Annotated in this window: 23 protein-coding genes; 11 read left to right on the forward strand and 12 right to left on the reverse strand. The window is 64.8% G+C overall.

What is annotated here, in order from left to right:
• Positions 1-14 precede the first annotated feature (14 nt).
• A complete protein-coding gene (locus V6U71_RS11850; RefSeq protein ID WP_411338659.1) occupies positions 15-899 on the reverse strand; it encodes an EamA family transporter in 885 nt (294 codons plus the stop codon).
• Positions 900-982: 83 nt separating this feature from the next.
• On the opposite strand from V6U71_RS11850, the gene V6U71_RS11855 reads away from it, so the two are divergent.
• Complete coding sequence (locus V6U71_RS11855; protein WP_411338660.1) at positions 983-1,471, forward strand: Lrp/AsnC family transcriptional regulator; 489 nt, start codon at positions 983-985, stop codon at positions 1,469-1,471.
• Positions 1,472-1,496: 25 nt separating this feature from the next.
• Here V6U71_RS11855 and V6U71_RS11860 read toward each other — a convergent pair whose 3' ends face one another.
• From V6U71_RS11860 to V6U71_RS11870, 3 genes are all read right to left on the reverse strand, one after another.
• Positions 1,497-2,057 carry a retropepsin-like aspartic protease family protein gene (locus tag V6U71_RS11860; RefSeq protein WP_411338661.1) on the reverse strand — a complete coding sequence of 187 codons (561 nt, stop codon included), beginning with the start codon at positions 2,055-2,057 and terminating at the stop codon, positions 1,497-1,499.
• A gap of 61 nt (positions 2,058-2,118) precedes the next feature.
• Positions 2,119-2,730, reverse strand: coding sequence for a hypothetical protein (locus V6U71_RS11865; RefSeq protein WP_411338662.1), 612 nt, complete (start codon positions 2,728-2,730; stop codon positions 2,119-2,121).
• Between the two features lie 32 nt (positions 2,731-2,762).
• Positions 2,763-3,488: a YgfZ/GcvT domain-containing protein gene (locus V6U71_RS11870; RefSeq protein ID WP_411338663.1), complete on the reverse strand. Its 726-nt coding sequence runs from the start codon at positions 3,486-3,488 to the stop codon at positions 2,763-2,765.
• A gap of 56 nt (positions 3,489-3,544) precedes the next feature.
• Between V6U71_RS11870 and pyrC the strand changes: the two genes are divergently transcribed.
• Positions 3,545-4,570 (forward strand): dihydroorotase, encoded by a 1,026-nt coding sequence (gene pyrC, locus V6U71_RS11875; RefSeq protein ID WP_411338664.1) that lies wholly within the window; start codon positions 3,545-3,547, stop codon positions 4,568-4,570.
• On the opposite strand, the gene rarD is transcribed toward pyrC, so the two are convergent.
• On the reverse strand, positions 4,571-5,488 hold the full coding sequence (gene rarD / locus V6U71_RS11880) for an EamA family transporter RarD (RefSeq protein ID WP_411338665.1): 918 nt from the start codon (positions 5,486-5,488) through the stop codon (positions 4,571-4,573).
• A gap of 24 nt (positions 5,489-5,512) precedes the next feature.
• Positions 5,513-5,734, reverse strand: coding sequence for a hypothetical protein (locus V6U71_RS11885; protein ID WP_054588143.1), 222 nt, complete (start codon positions 5,732-5,734; stop codon positions 5,513-5,515).
• Positions 5,735-5,919: 185 nt separating this feature from the next.
• On the opposite strand from V6U71_RS11885, the gene V6U71_RS11890 reads away from it, so the two are divergent.
• The 4 genes from V6U71_RS11890 (at position 5,920) to V6U71_RS11905 (ending at position 8,345) form a co-directional block, all read left to right on the forward strand.
• A complete protein-coding gene (locus tag V6U71_RS11890) occupies positions 5,920-6,327 on the forward strand; it encodes a glycine zipper 2TM domain-containing protein (RefSeq protein ID WP_054588144.1) in 408 nt (135 codons plus the stop codon).
• A gap of 181 nt (positions 6,328-6,508) precedes the next feature.
• Positions 6,509-7,060, forward strand: a complete 552-nt coding sequence (locus V6U71_RS11895) for a GNAT family N-acetyltransferase (RefSeq protein ID WP_411338666.1) — start codon at positions 6,509-6,511, stop codon at positions 7,058-7,060.
• Entirely contained in the window at positions 7,057-7,503 is a 447-nt protein-coding gene (locus V6U71_RS11900; protein ID WP_411338667.1) for a DUF1330 domain-containing protein, read from the forward strand. The genes V6U71_RS11895 and V6U71_RS11900 overlap by 4 nt, the downstream gene beginning before the upstream one ends.
• An 86-nt stretch (positions 7,504-7,589) precedes the next feature.
• Positions 7,590-8,345: a hypothetical protein gene (locus tag V6U71_RS11905; protein WP_411338668.1), complete on the forward strand. Its 756-nt coding sequence runs from the start codon at positions 7,590-7,592 to the stop codon at positions 8,343-8,345.
• A gap of 70 nt (positions 8,346-8,415) precedes the next feature.
• Here V6U71_RS11905 and V6U71_RS11910 read toward each other — a convergent pair whose 3' ends face one another.
• On the reverse strand, positions 8,416-8,598 hold the full coding sequence (locus V6U71_RS11910; RefSeq protein WP_054729406.1) for a CsbD family protein: 183 nt from the start codon (positions 8,596-8,598) through the stop codon (positions 8,416-8,418).
• 343 nt (positions 8,599-8,941) lie between these two features.
• The gene (rpsU, locus tag V6U71_RS11915; protein WP_003047635.1) at positions 8,942-9,148 is read right to left on the reverse strand and encodes a 30S ribosomal protein S21; all 207 of its coding nucleotides are present in this window, start codon (positions 9,146-9,148) and stop codon (positions 8,942-8,944) included.
• 273 nt (positions 9,149-9,421) lie between these two features.
• On the opposite strand from rpsU, the gene V6U71_RS11920 reads away from it, so the two are divergent.
• Entirely contained in the window at positions 9,422-10,186 is a 765-nt protein-coding gene (locus V6U71_RS11920) for a class II aldolase/adducin family protein (protein WP_054729410.1), read from the forward strand.
• Between the two features lie 27 nt (positions 10,187-10,213).
• On the forward strand, positions 10,214-10,759 hold the full coding sequence (locus V6U71_RS11925; RefSeq protein WP_054588150.1) for a (2Fe-2S)-binding protein: 546 nt from the start codon (positions 10,214-10,216) through the stop codon (positions 10,757-10,759).
• Between the two features lie 31 nt (positions 10,760-10,790).
• Here the strand turns inward: V6U71_RS11925 and V6U71_RS11930 are convergent, their stop codons facing one another.
• Positions 10,791-11,267, reverse strand: a complete 477-nt coding sequence (locus tag V6U71_RS11930) for a hypothetical protein (protein ID WP_411338669.1) — start codon at positions 11,265-11,267, stop codon at positions 10,791-10,793.
• On the opposite strand from V6U71_RS11930, the gene V6U71_RS11935 reads away from it, so the two are divergent.
• Entirely contained in the window at positions 11,226-11,825 is a 600-nt protein-coding gene (locus V6U71_RS11935) for an RcnB family protein (protein WP_411338670.1), read from the forward strand. The two genes, V6U71_RS11930 and V6U71_RS11935, sit on opposite strands and share 42 nt — an antisense overlap.
• Before the next feature lie 120 nt (positions 11,826-11,945).
• Positions 11,946-13,226, forward strand: a complete 1,281-nt coding sequence (locus V6U71_RS11940; protein WP_411338671.1) for a metal-dependent hydrolase family protein — start codon at positions 11,946-11,948, stop codon at positions 13,224-13,226.
• A 15-nt stretch (positions 13,227-13,241) separates the two neighbouring features.
• Here V6U71_RS11940 and V6U71_RS11945 read toward each other — a convergent pair whose 3' ends face one another.
• The gene (locus V6U71_RS11945) at positions 13,242-15,893 is read right to left on the reverse strand and encodes an EAL domain-containing protein (protein ID WP_411338672.1); all 2,652 of its coding nucleotides are present in this window, start codon (positions 15,891-15,893) and stop codon (positions 13,242-13,244) included.
• 146 nt (positions 15,894-16,039) lie between these two features.
• Between V6U71_RS11945 and V6U71_RS11950 the strand changes: the two genes are divergently transcribed.
• Complete coding sequence (locus V6U71_RS11950; RefSeq protein WP_411338673.1) at positions 16,040-17,071, forward strand: fatty acid desaturase family protein; 1,032 nt, start codon at positions 16,040-16,042, stop codon at positions 17,069-17,071.
• A gap of 3 nt (positions 17,072-17,074) precedes the next feature.
• On the opposite strand, the gene V6U71_RS11955 is transcribed toward V6U71_RS11950, so the two are convergent.
• Both V6U71_RS11955 and V6U71_RS11960 read right to left on the reverse strand, forming a co-directional pair.
• Positions 17,075-17,554 carry an asparaginase domain-containing protein gene (locus V6U71_RS11955; RefSeq protein WP_411338674.1) on the reverse strand — a complete coding sequence of 160 codons (480 nt, stop codon included), beginning with the start codon at positions 17,552-17,554 and terminating at the stop codon, positions 17,075-17,077.
• Positions 17,551-19,152 (reverse strand): lysine--tRNA ligase, encoded by a 1,602-nt coding sequence (locus V6U71_RS11960; protein WP_411338675.1) that lies wholly within the window; start codon positions 19,150-19,152, stop codon positions 17,551-17,553. The genes V6U71_RS11955 and V6U71_RS11960 overlap by 4 nt, the downstream gene beginning before the upstream one ends.
• Positions 19,153-19,224 lie beyond the last annotated feature (72 nt).

Here is a 19,224-nt window from a genome sequence, read left to right on the forward strand (position 1 = left end):
AAATGGCAAGCCTGTCAGGTCTCCAGCGTGGTCGTCGGCCGCGATGCCACCACCGAGCTGCCGATCGCCGAAACGATGATGCAGCCAATCGCGAGCCACTGGACCGGCGTCAATACCTCATCGAGAATCACATAGCCCGCCAGCGCCCCGACCGCCGGGGAAGCGCCCAGCAGCATGCCGAACACATGCGCCGGCAAGCGGCGCATCGCTTCGATCTCCAGCGAATAGGGGATCGCGCTCGACAGGAGTGCAATGCCGGCACCGATCAGCAGGACGGCGGGCGAGAATAATATCGTCCCCGTCGTGCCCAGCCCGATCGGCAGGGTCAGCACGGCCGCAACGAGCATGCCCCACGGCGCCGCGTTGCTCCCGAGCGTGCCCGCCACCCGCTTGCCGAAGATGATGTAGAGCGCCCAGCAGGCGGCGGCGGCGAACGCAAAGGCGATTCCGACAGGATCGAGCCTGTCGTCATGCCCGAGCGGCAAAAGCAGAATCAGGCCGAGAACGGCCAGCGCGAGCCACAGGAAATCGCGGGGACGGCGCGACGCCAGCAGCACCACTGCCAGCGGACCCATCACCTCGATCCCCGTCGCAATCCCGATCGGAATGCGGGCCAGCGCCTGATAATAGGTCAGGTTCATGGTGCCCAGCATCGCGCCATAGATCAGCAGCGCCGGGATGGCGGAGCGGGTCACGGGTCGGCGCCACGGGCGATACAGGGCAAAGAGCATCGCCGCCGCCAGCGCGGTCCGAAGCGATGTCACGCCATAGGCGCCGAGCATCGGAAACAACTGCTTGGCGAAACCCGCGCCGAGGTTCATCGATATCTGGGACGCCAGCGCCGCGCAGATGCCGATCGCGGCGGCGTGCTGGCCCGAGGTGGATCGCATGTCTATCATGGCGGCGGGAAATAATCTCGTTTAAGCGGGTTGTGCGCGCAAATTCGGGCGCAGAAATGCAACAATCGCTCAGGACGGTGCCGATGCGCGTATCATCCCCTCATGCCAACCGGTCGCTCGACGATTTCGACCGGGCGATTCTCCGGATCATCCAGTCCGACAACAAGACACCCCAGCGCCGGATCGCCGACGCGGTCAACCTGTCGGCCGCGGCCGTACAGCGCCGGATCGCCGCAATGGAGGCTGCGGGCGTCATCGAAGCCAATGTGGCCGTCATTGCGCCCGAGGCCCTGTCGCTGGCGATCACCGCCATCGTCGAAGTGCATCTGCTCGACGAGCGCGCAGCGACGGTCGATGCGGCCAAGACGCTCTTTGCCGCCGAACCCACGGTGCAGCAGGCCTATTACGCCACCGGCGGCGTCAGCTTCGTCCTGATCATCGTCTGCCGCGACATGCGCGAATATGAAGCCCTGACGCGGCGGCTGTTTTCCGAAAGCGACCTTGTCGACCATTTTCGCACCCTGATCGCGCTCGATCGGGTCAAGGCCGGAAGCACCCTTGTGATTTCATAGCCGCGTCCCGCGCGGCCCGGCGGCCTCACCGCAGCGTCATCGTGTCGCCTTCGACATTCACTGCGGCGAGCCTTGCCAAATAGCTTTGCCCGAGCAGCGAAACGCCCATGTCGGCGTCGACCACCGCCGCCTGCACCCGCCGCACCTCGATCCCGTCGATGTCGACGCTGTCGAGCATGACCGTGCGCATCGGAACGTCGCCGCCCGCGGTGCGCGCGGTGCCCGAAACGGGCAGGCTGTCGACATCGATGCCGATCGCCTCTGCGTCGGGCCGGGTCAGCGCAATGATCGATGCCCCGCTGTCGACCATCATTTTGATATCGACGCCGTCGATTTCGGCGGTGGCGTAAAAATGCGAATCGCCGGACCGGTTGATGCGTACCCCGCCCGACGAGGCGCGGGCCTGTGCGGTCGTATAAGCGCTTCGGTCCTTGCCGCGCTGGGTCGTCCAGTTTTCATTGTCGTCGCCGCCGCGATCGACAACCGGCCCGGTAGCGGCCAGATTCGTCGAACGGCCGGCGATGCCCGCCATGCCGACCGATACGGCCGCGATGACCGCGGCCAAACCAAGAAAGCGCCCCAACATGCGGCGCTTGTCGCAGACTATCGTTGGTTATTGGTTAAGTGCGGCGCACGCTCGCCCATATTCAACCGCGCTCGACGAAGGCCCGCCAGTTCGCGATGCCGCCGCGCAGCGAATAGGCGATGCGCGCGCAGGCATAGGGACGACCCGCCGCATTGTCGGCCTCCGCGGCAGTGCGCGGCCAAGCCGCGTCGTTGCCCTGCCCTGCCGACCAGCAGACCAGCGCTTCCGCCTCGGGCCGCGCCGCGATTTCGGCGCGGTCGGCGGGGCTGTAGGATGCCGGAATATTCCAGCCGAGAATCCGGCGTTCGATCGGCCCCCGGGCCGTGAGCAGCGGCGCAAAGGCCGCGCATTCATCGGCGAGCAGCGTCGCGACCGCCGCGCGCTCCCGCTCGCCGAGCCAGCGCCCGCCGAGCAAGGGCTGCCAGCGGGCCGGCTGGCCCGACCGCAGCGCCGCCAGCAGTTCGTCGGCCGCCGCCTCGAAACGCGCGCGCCAAGGTGAGTCGGCCGCAAGCGGCGCCAGCAGCGATGGCACCGCAGTCATTTCGGCCTCGATCGGCACGAGTGGTGCGGCATCGTCGGCCAATGCAGGTTCGGCTGTGCAATCACCAGCCGCGAGGGCCGGGGTCGCGGCGAAAACGGCGACAAGCGCCGACGGGATCAGAAGCGCGCGCATGGACGATATATTAGCAGCGATCGCTGCACCTGTCATGAACCGGCAGCCAACCCCTCACGCATCCAGAACGGCGCCGTGGAAGGATCGATATTCTCGACGCGGCGATGCTCGACCGACAGGCCGAGTTCGGGATAAGCGACAATTTGCCGCTTTTCGTCGGCCTCGCCGATCGGCACCACGACGAGCCGCCGGTTCACCTTCTGCCGCCAGTTCATCCGCGCGGTATTTTCCTGTCCGACATAGCAGCCCTTGGTAAAGCTGACCCCGTTCAGTTCGGCGGCATTGCATTCGAGCCATAAGGTCGCACCGTCGCCGAGTTCGCGGCGCCCTTCGGTCACGCCGAGCGACAGGCGATGCGCCTGCCAGACGGCATCGGCGCCCTCGCCTTCGCCGGCGGGGGCCAGCCAGCGCTGGCCGAGTTCGGCAAGCCGCGGATCGACGACGCCGAGGTCGCCTGCCGGAGCCCAATGCACCGCAAGACCGGGCTCGACCGCAATCGTGATCGGGCGGCGCAAGCGATAGAGGGTCAGCCGCTTCGCCAGCGCATCGGCGGCGTCGCGTTCGCAATCGACCAGCACATCGTCGCCATCGCCCCACAGCAGGAAATCGAACAGCACCTTGCCCTGCGCGGTCAGCAGCCCCGCCCACACCGGCAGGTTGCCCGACGTATCGTTGGTGACGAGCCCTTGCAGGAAGCCGCGGACGTCCTCCCCCGACAGACGGATCAGGGCGCGGTCGTTGAGGGTGGTATTGGCCATGGCGATAATCTAGGGACGCCCCAGCCAAAACCAACCCCAAGTTGACGAGCCCGCTCATGACCGACCGCCTGACCATCCGCCGTCCCGACGACTGGCACGTCCATCTGCGCGACGGCGCGATGCTGGAACATGTCGCGCCCTACACCGCGCGCCAGTTCGCGCGGGCGATCATCATGCCGAACCTGTCGCCGCCGGTGACGACCGCAGAGGAAGGCCGGGCGTATCGCGACCGGATCAACGCCGCCGTTCCCGCCGGGCTCGACTTCACGCCGCTGATCGTCGCCTATCTCACCGATCACAGCGACCCCGACGAAATGGCGCGCGGCCATGCCGAGGGTGTTTTCACCGCCGCAAAACTCTACCCCGCGCATGCGACCACGGGCAGCGCCCACGGCGTTACCGATATCGCGAACATCATGCCCGTGCTCGAGCGCATGCAGGATATCGGCATGCCGCTGCTGATCCACGGCGAGGTTACCGACCATGACGTCGATATCTTCGACCGCGAGGCGGTGTTCATCGAACACACGCTCGTACCGCTCGTGAAACGGCTTCCGGCGCTCAAGATCGTCTTCGAGCATATCACGACCGCCGAAGCCGCTGCGTTCGTTGCCGATGCCCCGGCGAATGTCGCCGCAACGGTGACGCCGCAGCATCTGCACATCAATCGCAACGCGATGCTTGTCGGCGGCATCCGCCCGCACGCCTATTGCCTGCCCGTCGCCAAGCGCGAGCATCATCGCCTCGCGGTGCGCAAGGCCGCGACCTCGGGCTCGCCGAAATTCTTCCTCGGCACCGACAGCGCGCCGCATGCGGTGCACACCAAGGAAGCTTCCTGCGGCTGCGCCGGAATTTTCAACGCCCCCTATGCGCTCGAAAGCTATGTCACCGCCTTCGACGAGGACGGCGCGCTCGATCATTTCGAAGGCTTCGCGAGCGAGCACGGCCCACGCTTTTACGGCCTGCCGCTCAACGAGGGTACCGTGACGCTCGAACGGGGCGAAACCGTCGTCCCCGATCGCATCGGCGAGGTCGTTCCATTCCATGCCGGCGAGACGCTGGGCTGGCGTCTCGCCGGCTGATCAGGCGATCTCGATCATCCGTTCGGCGCGCATCTTGCGCCACATGTCGAAACTGAACACCGCGATGCTGATCCAGATCAGCAGGAAGCAGGCCAGTTGCGCCGGCTTCAGCGGCTCGTGGAATATGAAGAGGCTGAGCACGAACTGGATCGTGGGCGCGAGAAACTGGACGAAGCCGAGCGCGGCATAGCTCATCCGGCGCGCGGCGGTCGCAAAGAGCAGCAACGGCACCGCGGTTACCACCCCGCCCGCAACCAGCAGCCAGCTAATTCCGCTATCGGCGCCAAACCCGCGGCCGTCGCCGGCCCCGACATAATAAACCGCGACCGCCAGCGAAACGGGCAGCAACACCGTCGTTTCGATCGCGAGGCCGGGCAGCGAACCGACCGGCACGACCTTGCGGATCAGGCCGTACAGGCTGAAGCTGAACGCCAGCGTCAGGCTGATCCACAGCGTATCGAGCGCCCCCCCGAGCAGGATCGCGACGCCGACCGCGGCGATCGCCACCGCGACCATCTGCAACCGCGAAAGCCGCTCGCCGAGGAAAAGCATCCCCACCATCACATTGACCAGCGGGTTGAGATAATAGCCAAGGCTGGCGGCGAGCACATGGCCGCTGAAGATCGAGTGGATATAGACCAGCCAGTTGATCGCGATCAGCACCGCACTCGCGAGCAGCATCCGCAGCACGCGCCAGTCCTTCAGCGCGACAAGATAATCGCCAATCTGCCGACGGAACGCCATGACCAGAAAACAGAAGGGCAGCGACCAGACGATCCGCTGCGCGAGCACCTCCAGCGGCGGCACGCTTTCCAGCAGTTTGAAGAACAGCGGGACGAAACCCCAGAACCCGTAGGCCGCGAGGGCATAGGGCAAGCCGCCCTGATTGCTCCCCGCCGGGGCGGTTTGCGATGCCATGACGAAAAGCCTTTCGGCGAGAAATCAGATGATGCCGCCGCCCAGCATCAGGCGAATGACGCCGATCACGATGACGACGATGTTGAGATTGCGCCCGCTCGTCTTGTCCGACATCGCGCCAAGCGCGAGACCGACAACCGCAAACGGGATGATCACCCAGTTCGCCCAGCCGAGCAGCGGAATGAAGGCGAAAACGGCCAGAACCAGCGCGATAACGCCAATGACGAGCGATCCGATATTGAGCATGGCCGATATGTCGCATGACCTTTGAAGCCCCGCAAGACCTTTCGGTTCATCGACAACGGAACTCGGTTCGTCTTGTTGCCTTGGGTTCATGCAACGGGAATTGGACCCCGGTCGTTTCCCCTTCGAAGCGCCCGATGCCCTCTTGCAAGAGCGGGCGAGGCGCCGAACCAGGAAAGGACATAAGAATGCGTAATTTCACCAAGGCCCTGTTCGGCACGATCGCCGCGGCCGGTGTCATGGCTTCGGCCCCCGCTTCTGCCGGCGTTTCGACCGCTGTGCAGGCTCCCGGCTACCACGCCAGCGAACAGACGAGCGATTTCTACAAGAAGCGCCGTCATCGTGACCGCGACTATTATGCCCGCAACGACCAGCGCGTGAATTCGAACACCCGCGTCTGGCGCGGCAGCGACGGACGTTATCGCTGCAAGAAGGACAATGGCACGACGGGTCTCCTGATCGGCGGCGCAGTCGGTGGCCTCGCCGGGCACGAGATTGCGGGCAACGGCGACAAGCTGCTCGGTACGGTGCTCGGTGCCGCAGGTGGCGCGCTGCTCGGCCGTGAGATCGACAAGGACAAATATCGCTGCCGCTAAGCGATAGCGTTACCGTTACGGGTGTGGGTCCGAGACCCCTCCGCCCGCACACGTGATGGCGAGGACGCCGGCCGGGAGGTCGGCGTCCTCAACATCGTGTGTGCGGGCCGCCGTGCGTCGGGGGCTTGCCCCTCCCGCGCTCTTCCCGCAGAAGCATCGGCCAACGCTGCGGAGAGATATCATGCTGAACGGCCCCCTGCTCGTCACCGAGCGCTTGATCCTCCGTCCGCCCGCAACCGAGGATTTCGACGGCTTCGCGGAAATGTGCACCGAAGCCGATACCATGCAGTTCATCGGCGGCAGCTGCGAGCGATCGCAGGCGTGGCGCATGTGGTGCACGCTCGCGGGGGCATGGCACATTCGCGGGTTTTCGATGTTTTCGGTGATCGAACGCGACACCGGCGAATGGGTCGGACGGCTCGGCCCCTGGGAACCCGACGGTTGGCCGGCGCCCGAGGTCGGCTATGGCGTGCGTGCGAAATTCGCCGGCAAGGGCTATGCCTTCGAAGGCTGTGTCGCCGCATGCGACTTCGCGGTCGAATTTTTGAAATGGCCCGAGCTGATGCACAGCATCGACCCGGCCAATACGCGCTCGCAAGCCCTCGCAAAGCGGCTGGGTGCGACGAACAGCGGCCCGACCCGCCTTCCCGCACCGTTTCAGGATGCGCCGGTCGATGCATGGACGCAGAGCGCCGATGCGTGGCGGGTCAAGCGCAAGGAATTCCGGCTGTGATCGACCGTCACGTCGATCCCGAGCGCGCGCAGTTCGACGCCTTCAAGGCGTTGCCGCGCGATACGGTGATCCACATGCTCAACCTCGTCCGCTTCCGGGACAAGGCCGCTTACCCTGCAGGTCACCCGCTCGCCGGGCACGACCTGACCGGCGCCGATGCCTATGCGAACTACGGCCGCGACAGCGGTCCGGTCTTCCAGCGTGTCGGCGGCCGCATCGTCTGGCGCGCTACGATGGAGGCGATGCTGATCGGGCCCGACGCCGAGCGTTGGGATGCGATCTTCGTCGCCGAATATCCGAACAGCGGCGCGTTCATGGCGATGGTGACCGACCCCGTATATCGCGAAGCGGTCGTCCACCGGCAGGCCGCGGTCGCGACCTCGCGCCTCATCCGTACCGCGCCGGGGCTGAATCCGTCCCGGTCCGAGACAGTTTTCGGCTAACAAAGTCTTACCCGTTAACGCATTTTCTTCGCACCTTTTTAACCAGGATCGGGCATTCCGGAGAAGATGTTAAGGGAGTGTTAGCGATGATCATGCGCGGAAAATGGCTGGTTGCGGGTTTGCTGGTGGCCACCGCTCCGTTGGCCGGCTGCCGGGACAATCCCAATGCCAAGGCCGAACTGTCGCCGCTCGACGACGGCCTGACCAATGCCGACCCGACGATCAAGGGCTCGCTCGAAGACAAGATCATGGTCGACCCGAAGCTGGCCGGCCAGTCGAACCAGAATGCCGTGGGCCCGGGCAACAAGCCTGTCGACGGCGGCGTCCCGGGCGTTGCCGGCGCCAAGGCCGCCAGTGCCGCCGAAGCCGCAGCGGCGCAGGCAGCCGGCAAGCTGCTCCCCGCGCCCAAGGCGCTGCCCTATGAAGCCGATTGCAAGGGCGATTGCGCCACCGCCGCGAAGCGCCCGGTCACGATCGGGGCGCTCGCACGCGAACAGGCAAAGGGTAGCTGCGATGCCAAGCTGACCTATGGCAATGCTTGGGCCGACCGCCTGCCTCCCGCCTTCCGCCTCTATCCGCGCGCGACCTTGCGCGAGGCAGCGGGCGTCGCCGGCGGCAAGTGCAACATCCGCGTCGTCAATTTCCAGACCGCGGCGTCGATGCGGGCGGTGCTCGACTATTATCACACCATGGCGGTCCGCGCCGGCTACACCAGCGACCACCGCGTCAATGGCGACGAGCATGTGCTCGGCGGCACGAAGGGCGAACTGGCCTATGTCCTCTTCATGCGCCGCGACGGCGGCATGACCGACGTCGATCTGGTCGCTTCCGGCGGCAAATAAGCCCGCGCTGATCGCGTAACAAAAAAGGCCCCGGTTTCCCGGGGCCTTTTCTTTGCGGACGAACGTGCCGTCAGATCTTGTCGCCGAGCGCGCCCTGGACCTTGCCCTTCAGATTCTGGGCTTCGCCCTTGCGCTCCTGCGCCTCGCCTTCGGCGCGCAGACGCTCGTTATCGGTCGCCTTGCCCGCCGCCTGCTTCACATTGCCGGCAGCCTCGTTCGCAAGGCCTTTCGCTTTTTCGGTGAGTTCACCCATCGGGATTCTCCTTTGTCGCAGAGGCGGGAGGGGCTCGCCTCTTGCAGGAGAAACGGACGGACGGGGTGCATGTTCCGCGGCGCAAGACAAGGCGTTGCAAAGCAACGCCAAATGCGCTGCGTGATTGAAGAACGCCCCCTATCCTCGCCTTCGTCATCCCGGACTTGATCCGGGATCCAGGCAACAGCCGTGGTTATGGATCCCGGATCAAGTCCGGGATGACGAAAAAGGAGATGTCTGAAATCACCGCAGTCGAATCCATCCCGCAAGATCAAATGAAAAGGGCGCCGCGGTTTCCCACAGCGCCCTTTTCACGAACTGGATCCCGAACGGATCGACGGGCTTACTTGATCCCGTCGCGCTCCATCCGCTTGCGCTCCATCTTGCGGGCGCGGCGGACGGCAGCGGCGCGTTCGCGCGCACGCTTTTCGCTCGGCTTCTCGTAATGACGGCGCAGCTTCATTTCGCGATACACGCCCTCACGCTGCAGCTTCTTCTTGAGCGCGCGAAGGGCCTGGTCGACATTATTGTCGCGAACGATGATCTGCATACGCCGTGTCGTCTCCTGTTCGTCAAAACGATTCCGGTACCGGAGAGCCGGTTTGCCGTAAATCGCCGATATTCGGGCAATAAAAAGAGCGCCGCGAAAGCGCGACGTTCCAATGAAAGGCCAACTAAAAGGATTCGCGCCGAAATGCAAGCCCCCACGCGGCGAACCGCGCCTCACCCGCCACGGGACAGCGCGGCCCTCGCCGGGATTGGCCTGCCCGCTGCCTTGTGGCATAGGTAGCAGGACGAAACCAATCACAGTAAGGGACAGGCCATGGCGACGCAGCTCAAGCGCAACAGCAAATATAGCGAAGCCGAATGGACGGCGCGGCAGGAACTGGCCGCTTGCTATCGCATCTTCGCGATGATGGGCTGGGACGAGATGATCTTCAACCACATCACGGTGAAGCTGGAGGACCAGGAAGGCGCGTTCCTGATCAACCCCTATGGCATGCATTTCAGCGAAGTGACTGCCTCCAGCCTGATCAAGATCGACATCGACGGCAACAAGCTGGACGAGGACAATCCCTGGCACGTCAACAAGGCGGGCTTCGTCCAGCACAGCCTGTTCCACCGCGTCCTCCCCGACGCGCATGCGATCATCCACACCCACACGACCGCGACGATGGCAGTGTGCGGGCTCGAAGGCGGGTTGCAGCCGACGAACTTTTATGCCTGCAATTTCATGGGCCAGCTCGCCTATCATGATTTCGAGGGCGTGACGGTGCGCGAGGAAGAGGGCGAGCGGCTGGTCGAGCATCTCGGCAACAAGCGCATCCTGATGCTGCGCAACCACGGCCCCGTCGTGATGGGCAAGTCGCTGTCGGACGCCTTCATCAAATATTGGGCGCTCCAGCGCGCCTGCGAAATCCAGCTCGCGACGATGAGCATGGGCAAGCCGATCCTCGTCGACGAGGAGGTCATCAAGGTTCACCAGCGCGACCTTTATATGGCCGCCATCCCCGGCCAGTCGGGCAAGGCCGAATTCGACGCGATGGTGCGCAAGGTCGACAAGATCGACACAAGCTGGCGTGACTAATCCGGCGGCTGCGCTAACAGGGAACGCATGACGCGATTCTCGGTCAACGACCGCCCGGTCGAATATCGCATGGACCCCGAAACGCCCCTGCTGTGGGCGCTGCGCGACGCGTCGAACCTGACGGGGACCAAATATGGCTGCGGCACCGGCGAATGCGGCGCGTGCACGGTCGACATCGACGGCGAGGCGATTCGCAGTTGCCTCGTCACGATTGCTGAATGCGAGGGCCGCTTCGTCACGACGATCGAAGCGCTGTCGCGCGACCGCAGCCATCCGGTGCAGCAGGCCTGGGTCGCCGAACAGGTGCCGCAATGCGGTTTCTGCCAGTCGGGAATGATCATGGCGGCCGCGGCATTGCTCCGCACCAACAGCAATCCGACCGACGCCGAAATCGATGCCGCGATCACCAATATCTGCCGCTGCGGCACCTATCCGCGGATTCGCGGTGCGATCCGCCTTGCCGGACGGGTCCTGCGCGGTGAGGAGCGTATCGCCGCCGCCCCGCCGCCCGGCATCCGCCCCGAGGATGCGGCCCGCGCCGTTCCCGCCATGCGCAAGCCGCCGGGAAGCTGAACCTAAGGCAACACCCCGGTTCAGCGGCCGATCATCTTGCCTTCGGTAACTTTCTCTTCATCTTCCCGGCTGGTGCCTCCAGCGTGCGGGACATGAATTGGAGTATGGCGAGATGAAGAAGATGTTCGGAGGGTTGCTGATCGCTGCGACGGTCCTCACCCCCATCGCTCCCGCCGCGGCACAGGCCTCCGGCGAGCGAATGCAGATCGCGCAGAATGATCGCGGCAATCGCGGCGACCGTGGTCCACGCGGCCCAGAGGTCCGGCGCGGTGGCGGCGGTGAAGGGCGCGCTCAGCGGCAGGCACCGCGTTCGCAGCCGCAACGCGAGCAGGTGCAGCGTCAGCAGGTCCAGCGCCAGCAACGCGGCGATGCGCGGGCCGACCGCGGCAATCGCTGGAACGGCCAGCAACAGCAACAGCGCCAGTGGCAACAGCGCGGTAACGATCAGCGAGTGCGTCAGCAGCAGGTGCAACGTCAGCAGGCACAGCGCCAGCAGCAGATTCGCCAACAGCAGATCCGGGGCCAGCGCGACACCTATGATCGCAACCGCGACGGCCGCGTCGACCGCCAGTGGGACCGCGACCGTAACGGTCGGGTCGACCGCCAGTGGGATCGCAACCGCAACGGGCAGGTAGACCGTCGTTACGACCGCAATCGCAACGGCGACCTCGATCGCCGCTGGGATCGCAACGACAACAACCGTGTCGACCGCCGCTATCGCGACGGCCGCAACGATCGCTGGGACCGCAACAACAGCCGCTGGAACCGCGACTGGCGCAGCGACCGCCGCTACGACTGGCGGAACTATCGCGACCGGAACCGCAGCTATTACCGGATGCCGCGCTATTACAATCCGTACCGCGGACGCGGCTATACGCGGTTCAGCATCGGCTTCACGCTGGGTTCGCTGTTCTATGGCTCGCGCTACTGGATCAACGACCCGGGCTACTACCGCCTGCCGCCGGCCTACGGCGGGTATCGCTGGGTGCGCTATTATGACGACGCGCTTCTGGTCGATACCTATTCGGGCGAAGTGGTCGACGTGATTCACGACTTCTTCTGGTAATATTCCTTTCGGTTATCAGATGAATAAACTGAAGGGGCCGGTTCGCCGGCCCCTCTTTTTATGGGCTTGCCCTCCCCTGCCCGACGCGCCACGGTCGCGCCACGAAACAGGGGAGCGAATATGCGAAAATCGGGATTGGCAACTGCCACGGCAGTCGCGCTGGCGCTTTGGGGTGCCACCTCGGCGGAGGCACGCACCACAGTCATCTATGCCGGGCACGTGATCACCGATGCCGACAAGCCGGTGCAGGGACCCGCGACCGTTACCGTCACCGACGACCGCATCACGTCGATCACGGCCGGGCGTGCAGAACCGCCGGCGGGCGCCGAGGTCGTCGATCTCGGCGACAAGACCCTGCTCCCCGGCCTCGTCGACCTCCACGTCCATCTGACCGGCGATCCCGGCGACGATTATCGCGCGGCAGCGGTCGACCCCGACGAATGGGGTGTGGTCGTCGGCGCGAAGAATGCCGCAATCACGCTGCGCGCCGGTTTCACCACGGTGCGCGAGGCGGGGTCGGCGCAATATACCGCCTATGCGCTCCGCCGTGGTACCGCGAACGGCTTTATCGAGGGGCCGCGCATCGTCGCGGCGGGCCCGGCGCTGTCGATCATCGGCGGCCACGGCGACGTCACGGGCTTCCGCGAAGATGTCCATGCCGTGCTCGATCAGGGCTACACCTGCACTGGCCCGCTCGAATGCGCCGAGAAGGTGCGCAAGGCGTCGCGCGCCGGGGCCGACGTCATCAAGATCACCGCGACCGGCGGCGTCCTGTCGCAGCAGGCACGCGGGCTCGAGGGCCATTTCACCAGCGCCGAGTTGCAGAGCATCGCTGATACTGCGCATTCGCTCGGCCTCAAGGTCATGGCGCATGCACATGGCGCGGGCGGGATCACCGCGTCGGCGGCTGCGGGCATCGACAGCATCGAGCATGGCACCTTCGCCGACGATCCGACGCTGAAGGTGATGAAGGCCAAGGGCACCTATCTCGTGCCGACGTTGATGGCATTCGAGGGCATAAGGGAACGGCTCGGCAAGGGCATCTATACGCCGACGGTCGAGGATAAGGTTCGGATGACTCTGAACGACGTCGGCAAGGCGGTTACGCGCGCCAAGGCGCTCGGCGTGCCGATCGCCTTCGGCACCGACGCCGGGGTATTCGAACATGGCCGCAACGGCGGCGAGTTCGCGTTGCTCGTCAAATATGGGCTGACGCCGCGCGAGGCGCTGGCCAGCGCGACGACGGTGGCGGCGAAACTGCTGTCGCTCGAAAACGAGATCGGCCGTATCGCGCCCGGCATGTCGGCCGACCTGATCGCGGTCGAAGGCGATCCGCTCAGCGACGTGACGACGCTCGAAAAGGTCGACTGGGTGATGGTTCGCGGCCGGATCGCCGGCTGACGGTCGCGCTGCGGATCAGGCGATGCGCTGGATGCGTGGCGGCTGTGCTGCCCTCGTCGCCCGGCCCTGTGCGGGACTGATGAGCATTTCGATGTCGACGGCTTCGGTGAACTGCACGCCGACGCGATTTTCGCTCGACCAGCGCGCCTGCGCGTCGAGCGACAGGTCGGAACCGAATTCGAGGATCAGGTCGGTCCCGGCGGGGACGTTCCACAGCCCCTCGATCAGCGCGCCGCGCGACGACATGTTGCGGACGATGGCTTCATATTGATAGCCGCCGCTGGTGACCTGGATCGTGCGGAAGGTCGTCCGGCGCGGCTCGCGGGCGCTCTTATAGCCTTTCGCCTCGACGCGGCCGCCGCCCTCGCCGAGCAGCACGAGAACTTCGTCGAGTTCCATCGGCTTGCCATAAATATAGCCCTGGACATGGCTGCAGCCCAAGCCGCGGATCAGCGCCAGATCGTCGTGCGTCTCCACCCCCTCGGCGGTCGTCTCCATGTCGAGCGCGGTCGCAAGGCCGACGATCGACGAGATGATCGCGGCGTTCATACTGTTCGGATCGGCGGCGCCGAGCACGAAGCTCTGGTCGATCTTGATCTTGTCGAACGGGGCCTTTTTGAGATAGCCGAGCGCCGAATAGCCGGTCCCGAAATCGTCGAGCGCCAGCCGTACGCCGGTGCGCTTCAGCTTCTGGAACATCGCCAGATTCTCGGGACTTTCGTCGAGGAAGACGCCCTCTGTGATCTCCAGTTCGAGCTGGTCGGGCTGGATGCCCGCCGCCGATACCGCGCTCATGATCGTCGTCGGTAACTTTTCGTTGGCGAATTGTCGCGGCGAGACATTGACTGCGACACGATAGCCCGGCCCGAGCCGTGCAATCGTCGCGCAGGCGGTGCGAATGATCCATTCGCCGATCGGGATGATGAGGTTCGATTCCTCGGCGATCGGGATGAACTTCGACGGGCTGATCACACCCTCGGGTTCGCGCCGCCAGCGGATGAGTGCCTCGAAACCCGAAATTCGCTCAGTTCCGACATCGACGATCGGCTGATAGAGCAACGCCAATTCGTCTCGCGCGAGCGCGTCGCGCAGCGCATCTTCGATCGCCTTGCGCTCGCTCGCCTGATTGTGCATCGCATCGGCGTAGAAACGATAGACGCCGCGTCCCGCGTCCTTGGCGGCATAAAGCGCAAGGTCGGCATTGCGGACCAGCGCCGGCACCGACACCCCCTGCCCTTCGGATACGGCAATACCGATCGACGAGCCGATACGGACCTGTTCGCCCTCTATGGCGAAGGGCTTGGCAAGGCTGAGGATGATTGCGTTGGCGATGCCAGCGAGCTTTTCGGGCTGGGTGAGCTGCGGCAACACGATCTGGAATTCGTCGCCGCCAAGGCGTCCCACCTGTCCCTTGTCGCCGACGATCTGGGTCAGCCGCCCCGCAACCTGCTGGAGAAGCTGGTCGCCGACCGGATGCCCCAGCGTGTCGTTGACCGCCTTGAACCGGTCAAGATCCATCATCAGCAACGCGCACGGCTGCGCCTGTCCGGCGTGGCTGCGCAATGCCCGCTCCAGCAGGTCGGTGATGTGCAGCCGGTTCGCGAGGCCGGTCAGCGTGTCGTAACGCGCCAACTGGTTGATCTCGCGCTCCGACCTTTTCTTCTCGGTGAGGTCGGTGCCGCTGCCGCGAAATCCCTGAAAATTGCCGAGCTCGTTGCTGATAGGGTTGCCCGAGATCGACCACCAGCGCTCTTCGCCCTGCACCGCCGCCTGAACGGTCAATTCGTTGAACGGGGTGCGCGACGAGAGGCTGAAACCCAGCGTGCGCTCTTCGCTCTCGTCGTTTCCGATGCGCTTGCGAATGATGTCGGTAAAAGGCCGGCCGAGGATGTCGGACAGCGACAGCCCGAGCTTCGCCGCGACGGTCGGCGAAATATAGACGAGCTGCCCATAGCGATCGGTTTCCCAGAACCAGCCGCGCCCGGCCCGCTCGAAATCGCGGACAAGGCCCAGCGCGCGCTGCTGGTCGCTGATCGCAAACCGCTGCGCCCGGGTCGCGCGGCGCTGATGGCGGATATCCTCGCGCATCATGACGATCAGCAAACCCAGAAAGACCAGCCCCGCGACGGCGAAGGGCCATGATGCAATCCCGATCGCTCCGCCCAGCGCAGTCGCGCCGGCAAAGGCAAAGAAGGCGGGGCGTGCGATCGCCACCGCGGACGCCGCGACAAGGATCGATCCGATCTGGATCGCGGTGAAGGCATCGAAGAAGAAACGGCCGTCAGGAACCGCAATCGCGGCGAACATCGCGGCGGCGTTGAGCAACGTACCCAGCGCGATCAGTGCCATGCTGGCCATCATGACCAGCCGCAGCCGTTCGGGGTGCAGCACCCGCCCGCCCCGCATCGCCTGCCCGACGACGGTCAGCGCGAGGTCGCAGAGCAGGCCGATGCCCATCACCAGCCACTGTGACGGCCGGTCGAGAAAGCCGGCCACGCCCGGGACGAAAGCGAAGACGAAGAAGGTCAGCGCGCGGCCGATGAGCACATAGTGCCACAACTGCGCAACACGCATCAGGCGCGTCACGAATTCGGGCGAATCGAGCAGCGATTCGTCCGTGGACGGATCGCTGACGACTGGCCGAACAATCTTGCGCTGCGCCCCCAACTACCCTCTTTCCTGCCTATCCGAAGGAGCCCGAAGCTCTGTCGGAAAGGGGTTGCCAAATCCTTATCATCGCAGGCGAAATGCGCCGATATTGTACCAAAATGGAAGATGTTCCGTTTCGCTTCGCAACTTGATATAGCGTCGGCATGCCCGCCGTCCGCCTCCTGCCGCCCGACCGCTTCTTCGATCGCGCCCAATGGTCCGCGATCACGACCGCATCGCGCTGGCGCGGTGCCTGGCTCGTCGCGCATGCATGGATCGTCAGCATTGCCGTTGTCGGACTTGCCGCGTGGACACAGAATCCGGCGGCGTGGCTGCTCGCGGTGATCCTTGTCGGCGGGCGTCAGCTCGGCCTTGCGATCCTGATGCACGATGCGGCGCACGGACTGCTGCATCCGGACCGCAAAACGAACAATTTCCTCGGCCAGTGGCTGACCGGCGCGGCGGTCGGATCGGACCTGATCGCCTATCGCACCTACCACCTCCAGCACCACAAATTCACCCAGCAGCCCGAGGACCCCGACCTTTCGCTGTCGAAACCCTTTCCGACGACGCGCGCAAGCCTGTGGCGCAAGGTATTGCGCGACCTGACCGGGCAGACCTTCTTCAAACAGCGTGCCGCCCAGTTCGGTTTCGCCCTCGTCGGGCTGAAGGCGATGCTCCGCGGCGAGAAGCCCGAAAAGGGCCGCGCCGGCACCAAGGCGGGGACGCCCTTTAACAAACAGTCGGACGACGGCATGACGTCACCGACGGTCGATGTGGCAGGTGCAATGACGGTGACGCGCGCGGTCGGGCGCTTCCTGACCGTCCAGGCGGTGCTGCTCGCTGCCTCCCTCGCGCTATACGGCTGGACGCCATACCTGCTTTGGCTCGCCGGGTTGGCAACGACGTTCCAGCTTTACCTGCGCATCCGCAACATCGCCGAACATGCGTGCACGACGACGGGGAGCCAGGACCCCTTCACTCACGCACGGACGACGCATGCCGGTTGGCTGGCGCGCGCAACGGTCGCGCCCTATTGGGTCAATTATCACGCCGAACATCACCTGTTCATGGGCGTGCCCTGTTACCGCCTGCCCGCGGTCCATGCGATGCTGGGCGCGCAGGGCAAGCACGACGCGATGACGATCGCACCCAATTATCGCACGGTGCTGCGGCAGGTCACCGCGAACGGCTGAGCCCTATTCGCTGACGAAGCGCGCGCCGGCGCGGTCCTTCACCGTCTTTTCGGGGTCGAAGATCATCCCGTTCATCGCGACATAGACCCCCGGCGGCAGCGTCTGCACTGCGGCGAGCGCGAAGCCGACGTTGAATTCGGCGTCGCTCGCGCGCACCGACGCGGGCTGCATCGCTCCCGTCAGCACGATCGTCTTGCCCGCGATGCCGCCGAGCACGCGGCCGGTGACGACCATCGTATCGGTGCCGTGGGTGACGAGGACGTGCGCCGCATCGCTGGCCTCGACCGCGGCGCGGATTGCCGCGCGATCGGCGTCGTCGAGCTCAAGACTGTCCTTGCGCATCAACTGGGTCACGCGGTGCGCGACATGGACGTTGTTTTCGCGCAGCATGTCGGGGATCGCCGCGGGGCCGATCTGGAACTCGCTGAGCGCGTCGAAATAGACCTTGTCGATCGTCCCGCCGGTGGTGAAGATGTCGATCATGCCAAAGCCTCGGCGATCAGCCGCCGCGTGTTGGCGATCCCGAACAGCGCGATGAAGCTGCCCATGCGCGGCCCGGCGCTCGACCCAAGCAGGGTTTCATAGAGCGCCTTGAACCAATCGCGCAGGTTTTCAAAGCCATAGGACTCGTTCTTGCCAATCTCGTACACGATATTCTGGATATCGTCGGCCGAGGCATCGACGGGCAATGCCGCAAGTTTCGCGTCGAGTTCCTGCAAGGCCGCGCCCTCACCGCCCGCCGGCTTGCGGCGCTGCAGCGTCGGCGCGACATAGTCGCGGTTATACGCCATCGCATTGTCGATCAGCCGGTCAAGCTCGGGATATGCCTCCGCATTCGCGCCCGCGACATATTGGCCGAGATAGCCCCAGATCTGGTCCTTCGACGCGTCGGCGCCCATGACGCCGACGAGATTGAGCAGCAGACCGAAGGTCACCGGCAATTCGGCGGCCGGAACCTGCTCGCCGCGCGCGACATGGACATGGTGCGCAGGGTTGCCGAGGCGCTTGTCGGGCTCCTGCGCGGGATAATTGCCCCGCATCTGCAGATATTCGTCGACCGCCTTCGGGATCACGCCGATGTGAAGCTGCTTCGCCGCCTTGGGTTCCCGATAGGCGAAAAAGGCCAGGCTTTCCTCGCTGCCATAGTCGAGCCATTGCTCGAGACTGAGGCCATTGCCCTTCGACTTCGAGATCTTCTCGCCCTTTTCGTCGAGGAACATCTCGTAAATCAGCCCCTCGGGCTTTTGCCCGCCGAGCGCGCGCGCGATCTTGCCCGACTGGATGCCGCTGTCGGTCAGATCCTTGCCGTACATTTCATAATCGACGCCGAGCGCGACCCAGCGCATCGCCCAGTCGACCTTCCATTGCAGCTTGGCGCCGCCGCCGAGGATCGAATGGGTGATCGTCTCGCCCTCATCCTCGAACGACACCAGACCCGCATCGGCATCGACGACGGTCACCGGCACCTGGAGCACGATTCCCGACTTCGGGCTGATCGGCAGGACCGGCGAATAGGTCGCCGCGCGCTCGGCGCGGAGCGTCGGCAGCATGATGTCGAGAATGTCCTGATTGTGGCGCAGGACATTCTTCAGCGCCTCGTCGAACGCACCGGAGGTGTAGCGCTCGGTCGAACTGACGAATTCATATTCAAAGCCAAAACGATCGAGAAATTCGCGCAGCATCGCATTGTTATGATGCGCGAAACTTTCATACTTGCCGAACGGATCGGGGATCGCGGTGAGCGGCTTGCCGAGATATTCGCGCAGCATATCCTGCTGCGGCACATTGTCGGGAACCTTGCGCAGCCCGTCCATATCGTCGCTGAACGCCACCAGCCGCGTCGCCGCGCCGCCAGTGATCGCCTCATAGGCGCGGCGGACCATTGTCGTGCGTAGCACTTCGTTGAAGGTGCCGATATGCGGCAAGCCCGACGGGCCATAGCCGGTCTCGAACAAAACCGCCTCACCGCCCGGCTTGCCGGCGGGATAACGTTTGACCAGCTTGCGCGCTTCCTCGAACGGCCAGGCCTTGGACGTTTGCGCGGGTTCGCGCAGCGAAGGATGAAGGTGCAAGTCAGTCATGCCAGCGCCCATAGCGGGAAGAAGGCGCGATGGGAAGAAGGGCGGAAAACTGCGCAACTTTGCACTGGAATT

It is taken from the genome of Sphingopyxis sp. J-6 (genome assembly GCF_046603995.1).
In the GTDB taxonomy this organism is placed as follows: domain Bacteria; phylum Pseudomonadota; class Alphaproteobacteria; order Sphingomonadales; family Sphingomonadaceae; genus Sphingopyxis.

What these genes read in the sequence shown, in the direction of transcription:
- V6U71_RS11850 (WP_411338659.1), bottom strand. Translation starts at nt 899, where the DNA reads ATGATAGACATGCGATCCACCTCGGGCCAGCACGCCGCCGCGATCGGC.
- V6U71_RS11855 (WP_411338660.1), top strand. Translation starts at nt 983, where the DNA reads ATGCGCGTATCATCCCCTCATGCCAACCGGTCGCTCGACGATTTCGAC.
- V6U71_RS11860 (WP_411338661.1), bottom strand. Translation starts at nt 2,057, where the DNA reads ATGTTGGGGCGCTTTCTTGGTTTGGCCGCGGTCATCGCGGCCGTATCG.
- V6U71_RS11865 (WP_411338662.1), bottom strand. Translation starts at nt 2,730, where the DNA reads ATGCGCGCGCTTCTGATCCCGTCGGCGCTTGTCGCCGTTTTCGCCGCG.
- V6U71_RS11870 (WP_411338663.1), bottom strand. Translation starts at nt 3,488, where the DNA reads ATGGCCAATACCACCCTCAACGACCGCGCCCTGATCCGTCTGTCGGGG.
- pyrC (WP_411338664.1), top strand. Translation starts at nt 3,545, where the DNA reads ATGACCGACCGCCTGACCATCCGCCGTCCCGACGACTGGCACGTCCAT.
- rarD (WP_411338665.1), bottom strand. Translation starts at nt 5,488, where the DNA reads ATGGCATCGCAAACCGCCCCGGCGGGGAGCAATCAGGGCGGCTTGCCC.
- V6U71_RS11885 (WP_054588143.1), bottom strand. Translation starts at nt 5,734, where the DNA reads ATGCTCAATATCGGATCGCTCGTCATTGGCGTTATCGCGCTGGTTCTG.
- V6U71_RS11890 (WP_054588144.1), top strand. Translation starts at nt 5,920, where the DNA reads ATGCGTAATTTCACCAAGGCCCTGTTCGGCACGATCGCCGCGGCCGGT.
- V6U71_RS11895 (WP_411338666.1), top strand. Translation starts at nt 6,509, where the DNA reads ATGCTGAACGGCCCCCTGCTCGTCACCGAGCGCTTGATCCTCCGTCCG.
- V6U71_RS11905 (WP_411338668.1), top strand. Translation starts at nt 7,590, where the DNA reads ATGATCATGCGCGGAAAATGGCTGGTTGCGGGTTTGCTGGTGGCCACC.
- V6U71_RS11910 (WP_054729406.1), bottom strand. Translation starts at nt 8,598, where the DNA reads ATGGGTGAACTCACCGAAAAAGCGAAAGGCCTTGCGAACGAGGCTGCC.
- rpsU (WP_003047635.1), bottom strand. Translation starts at nt 9,148, where the DNA reads ATGCAGATCATCGTTCGCGACAATAATGTCGACCAGGCCCTTCGCGCG.
- V6U71_RS11920 (WP_054729410.1), top strand. Translation starts at nt 9,422, where the DNA reads ATGGCGACGCAGCTCAAGCGCAACAGCAAATATAGCGAAGCCGAATGG.
- V6U71_RS11925 (WP_054588150.1), top strand. Translation starts at nt 10,214, where the DNA reads ATGACGCGATTCTCGGTCAACGACCGCCCGGTCGAATATCGCATGGAC.
- V6U71_RS11940 (WP_411338671.1), top strand. Translation starts at nt 11,946, where the DNA reads ATGCGAAAATCGGGATTGGCAACTGCCACGGCAGTCGCGCTGGCGCTT.
- V6U71_RS11950 (WP_411338673.1), top strand. Translation starts at nt 16,040, where the DNA reads ATGCCCGCCGTCCGCCTCCTGCCGCCCGACCGCTTCTTCGATCGCGCC.
- V6U71_RS11955 (WP_411338674.1), bottom strand. Translation starts at nt 17,554, where the DNA reads ATGATCGACATCTTCACCACCGGCGGGACGATCGACAAGGTCTATTTC.
- V6U71_RS11960 (WP_411338675.1), bottom strand. Translation starts at nt 19,152, where the DNA reads ATGACTGACTTGCACCTTCATCCTTCGCTGCGCGAACCCGCGCAAACG.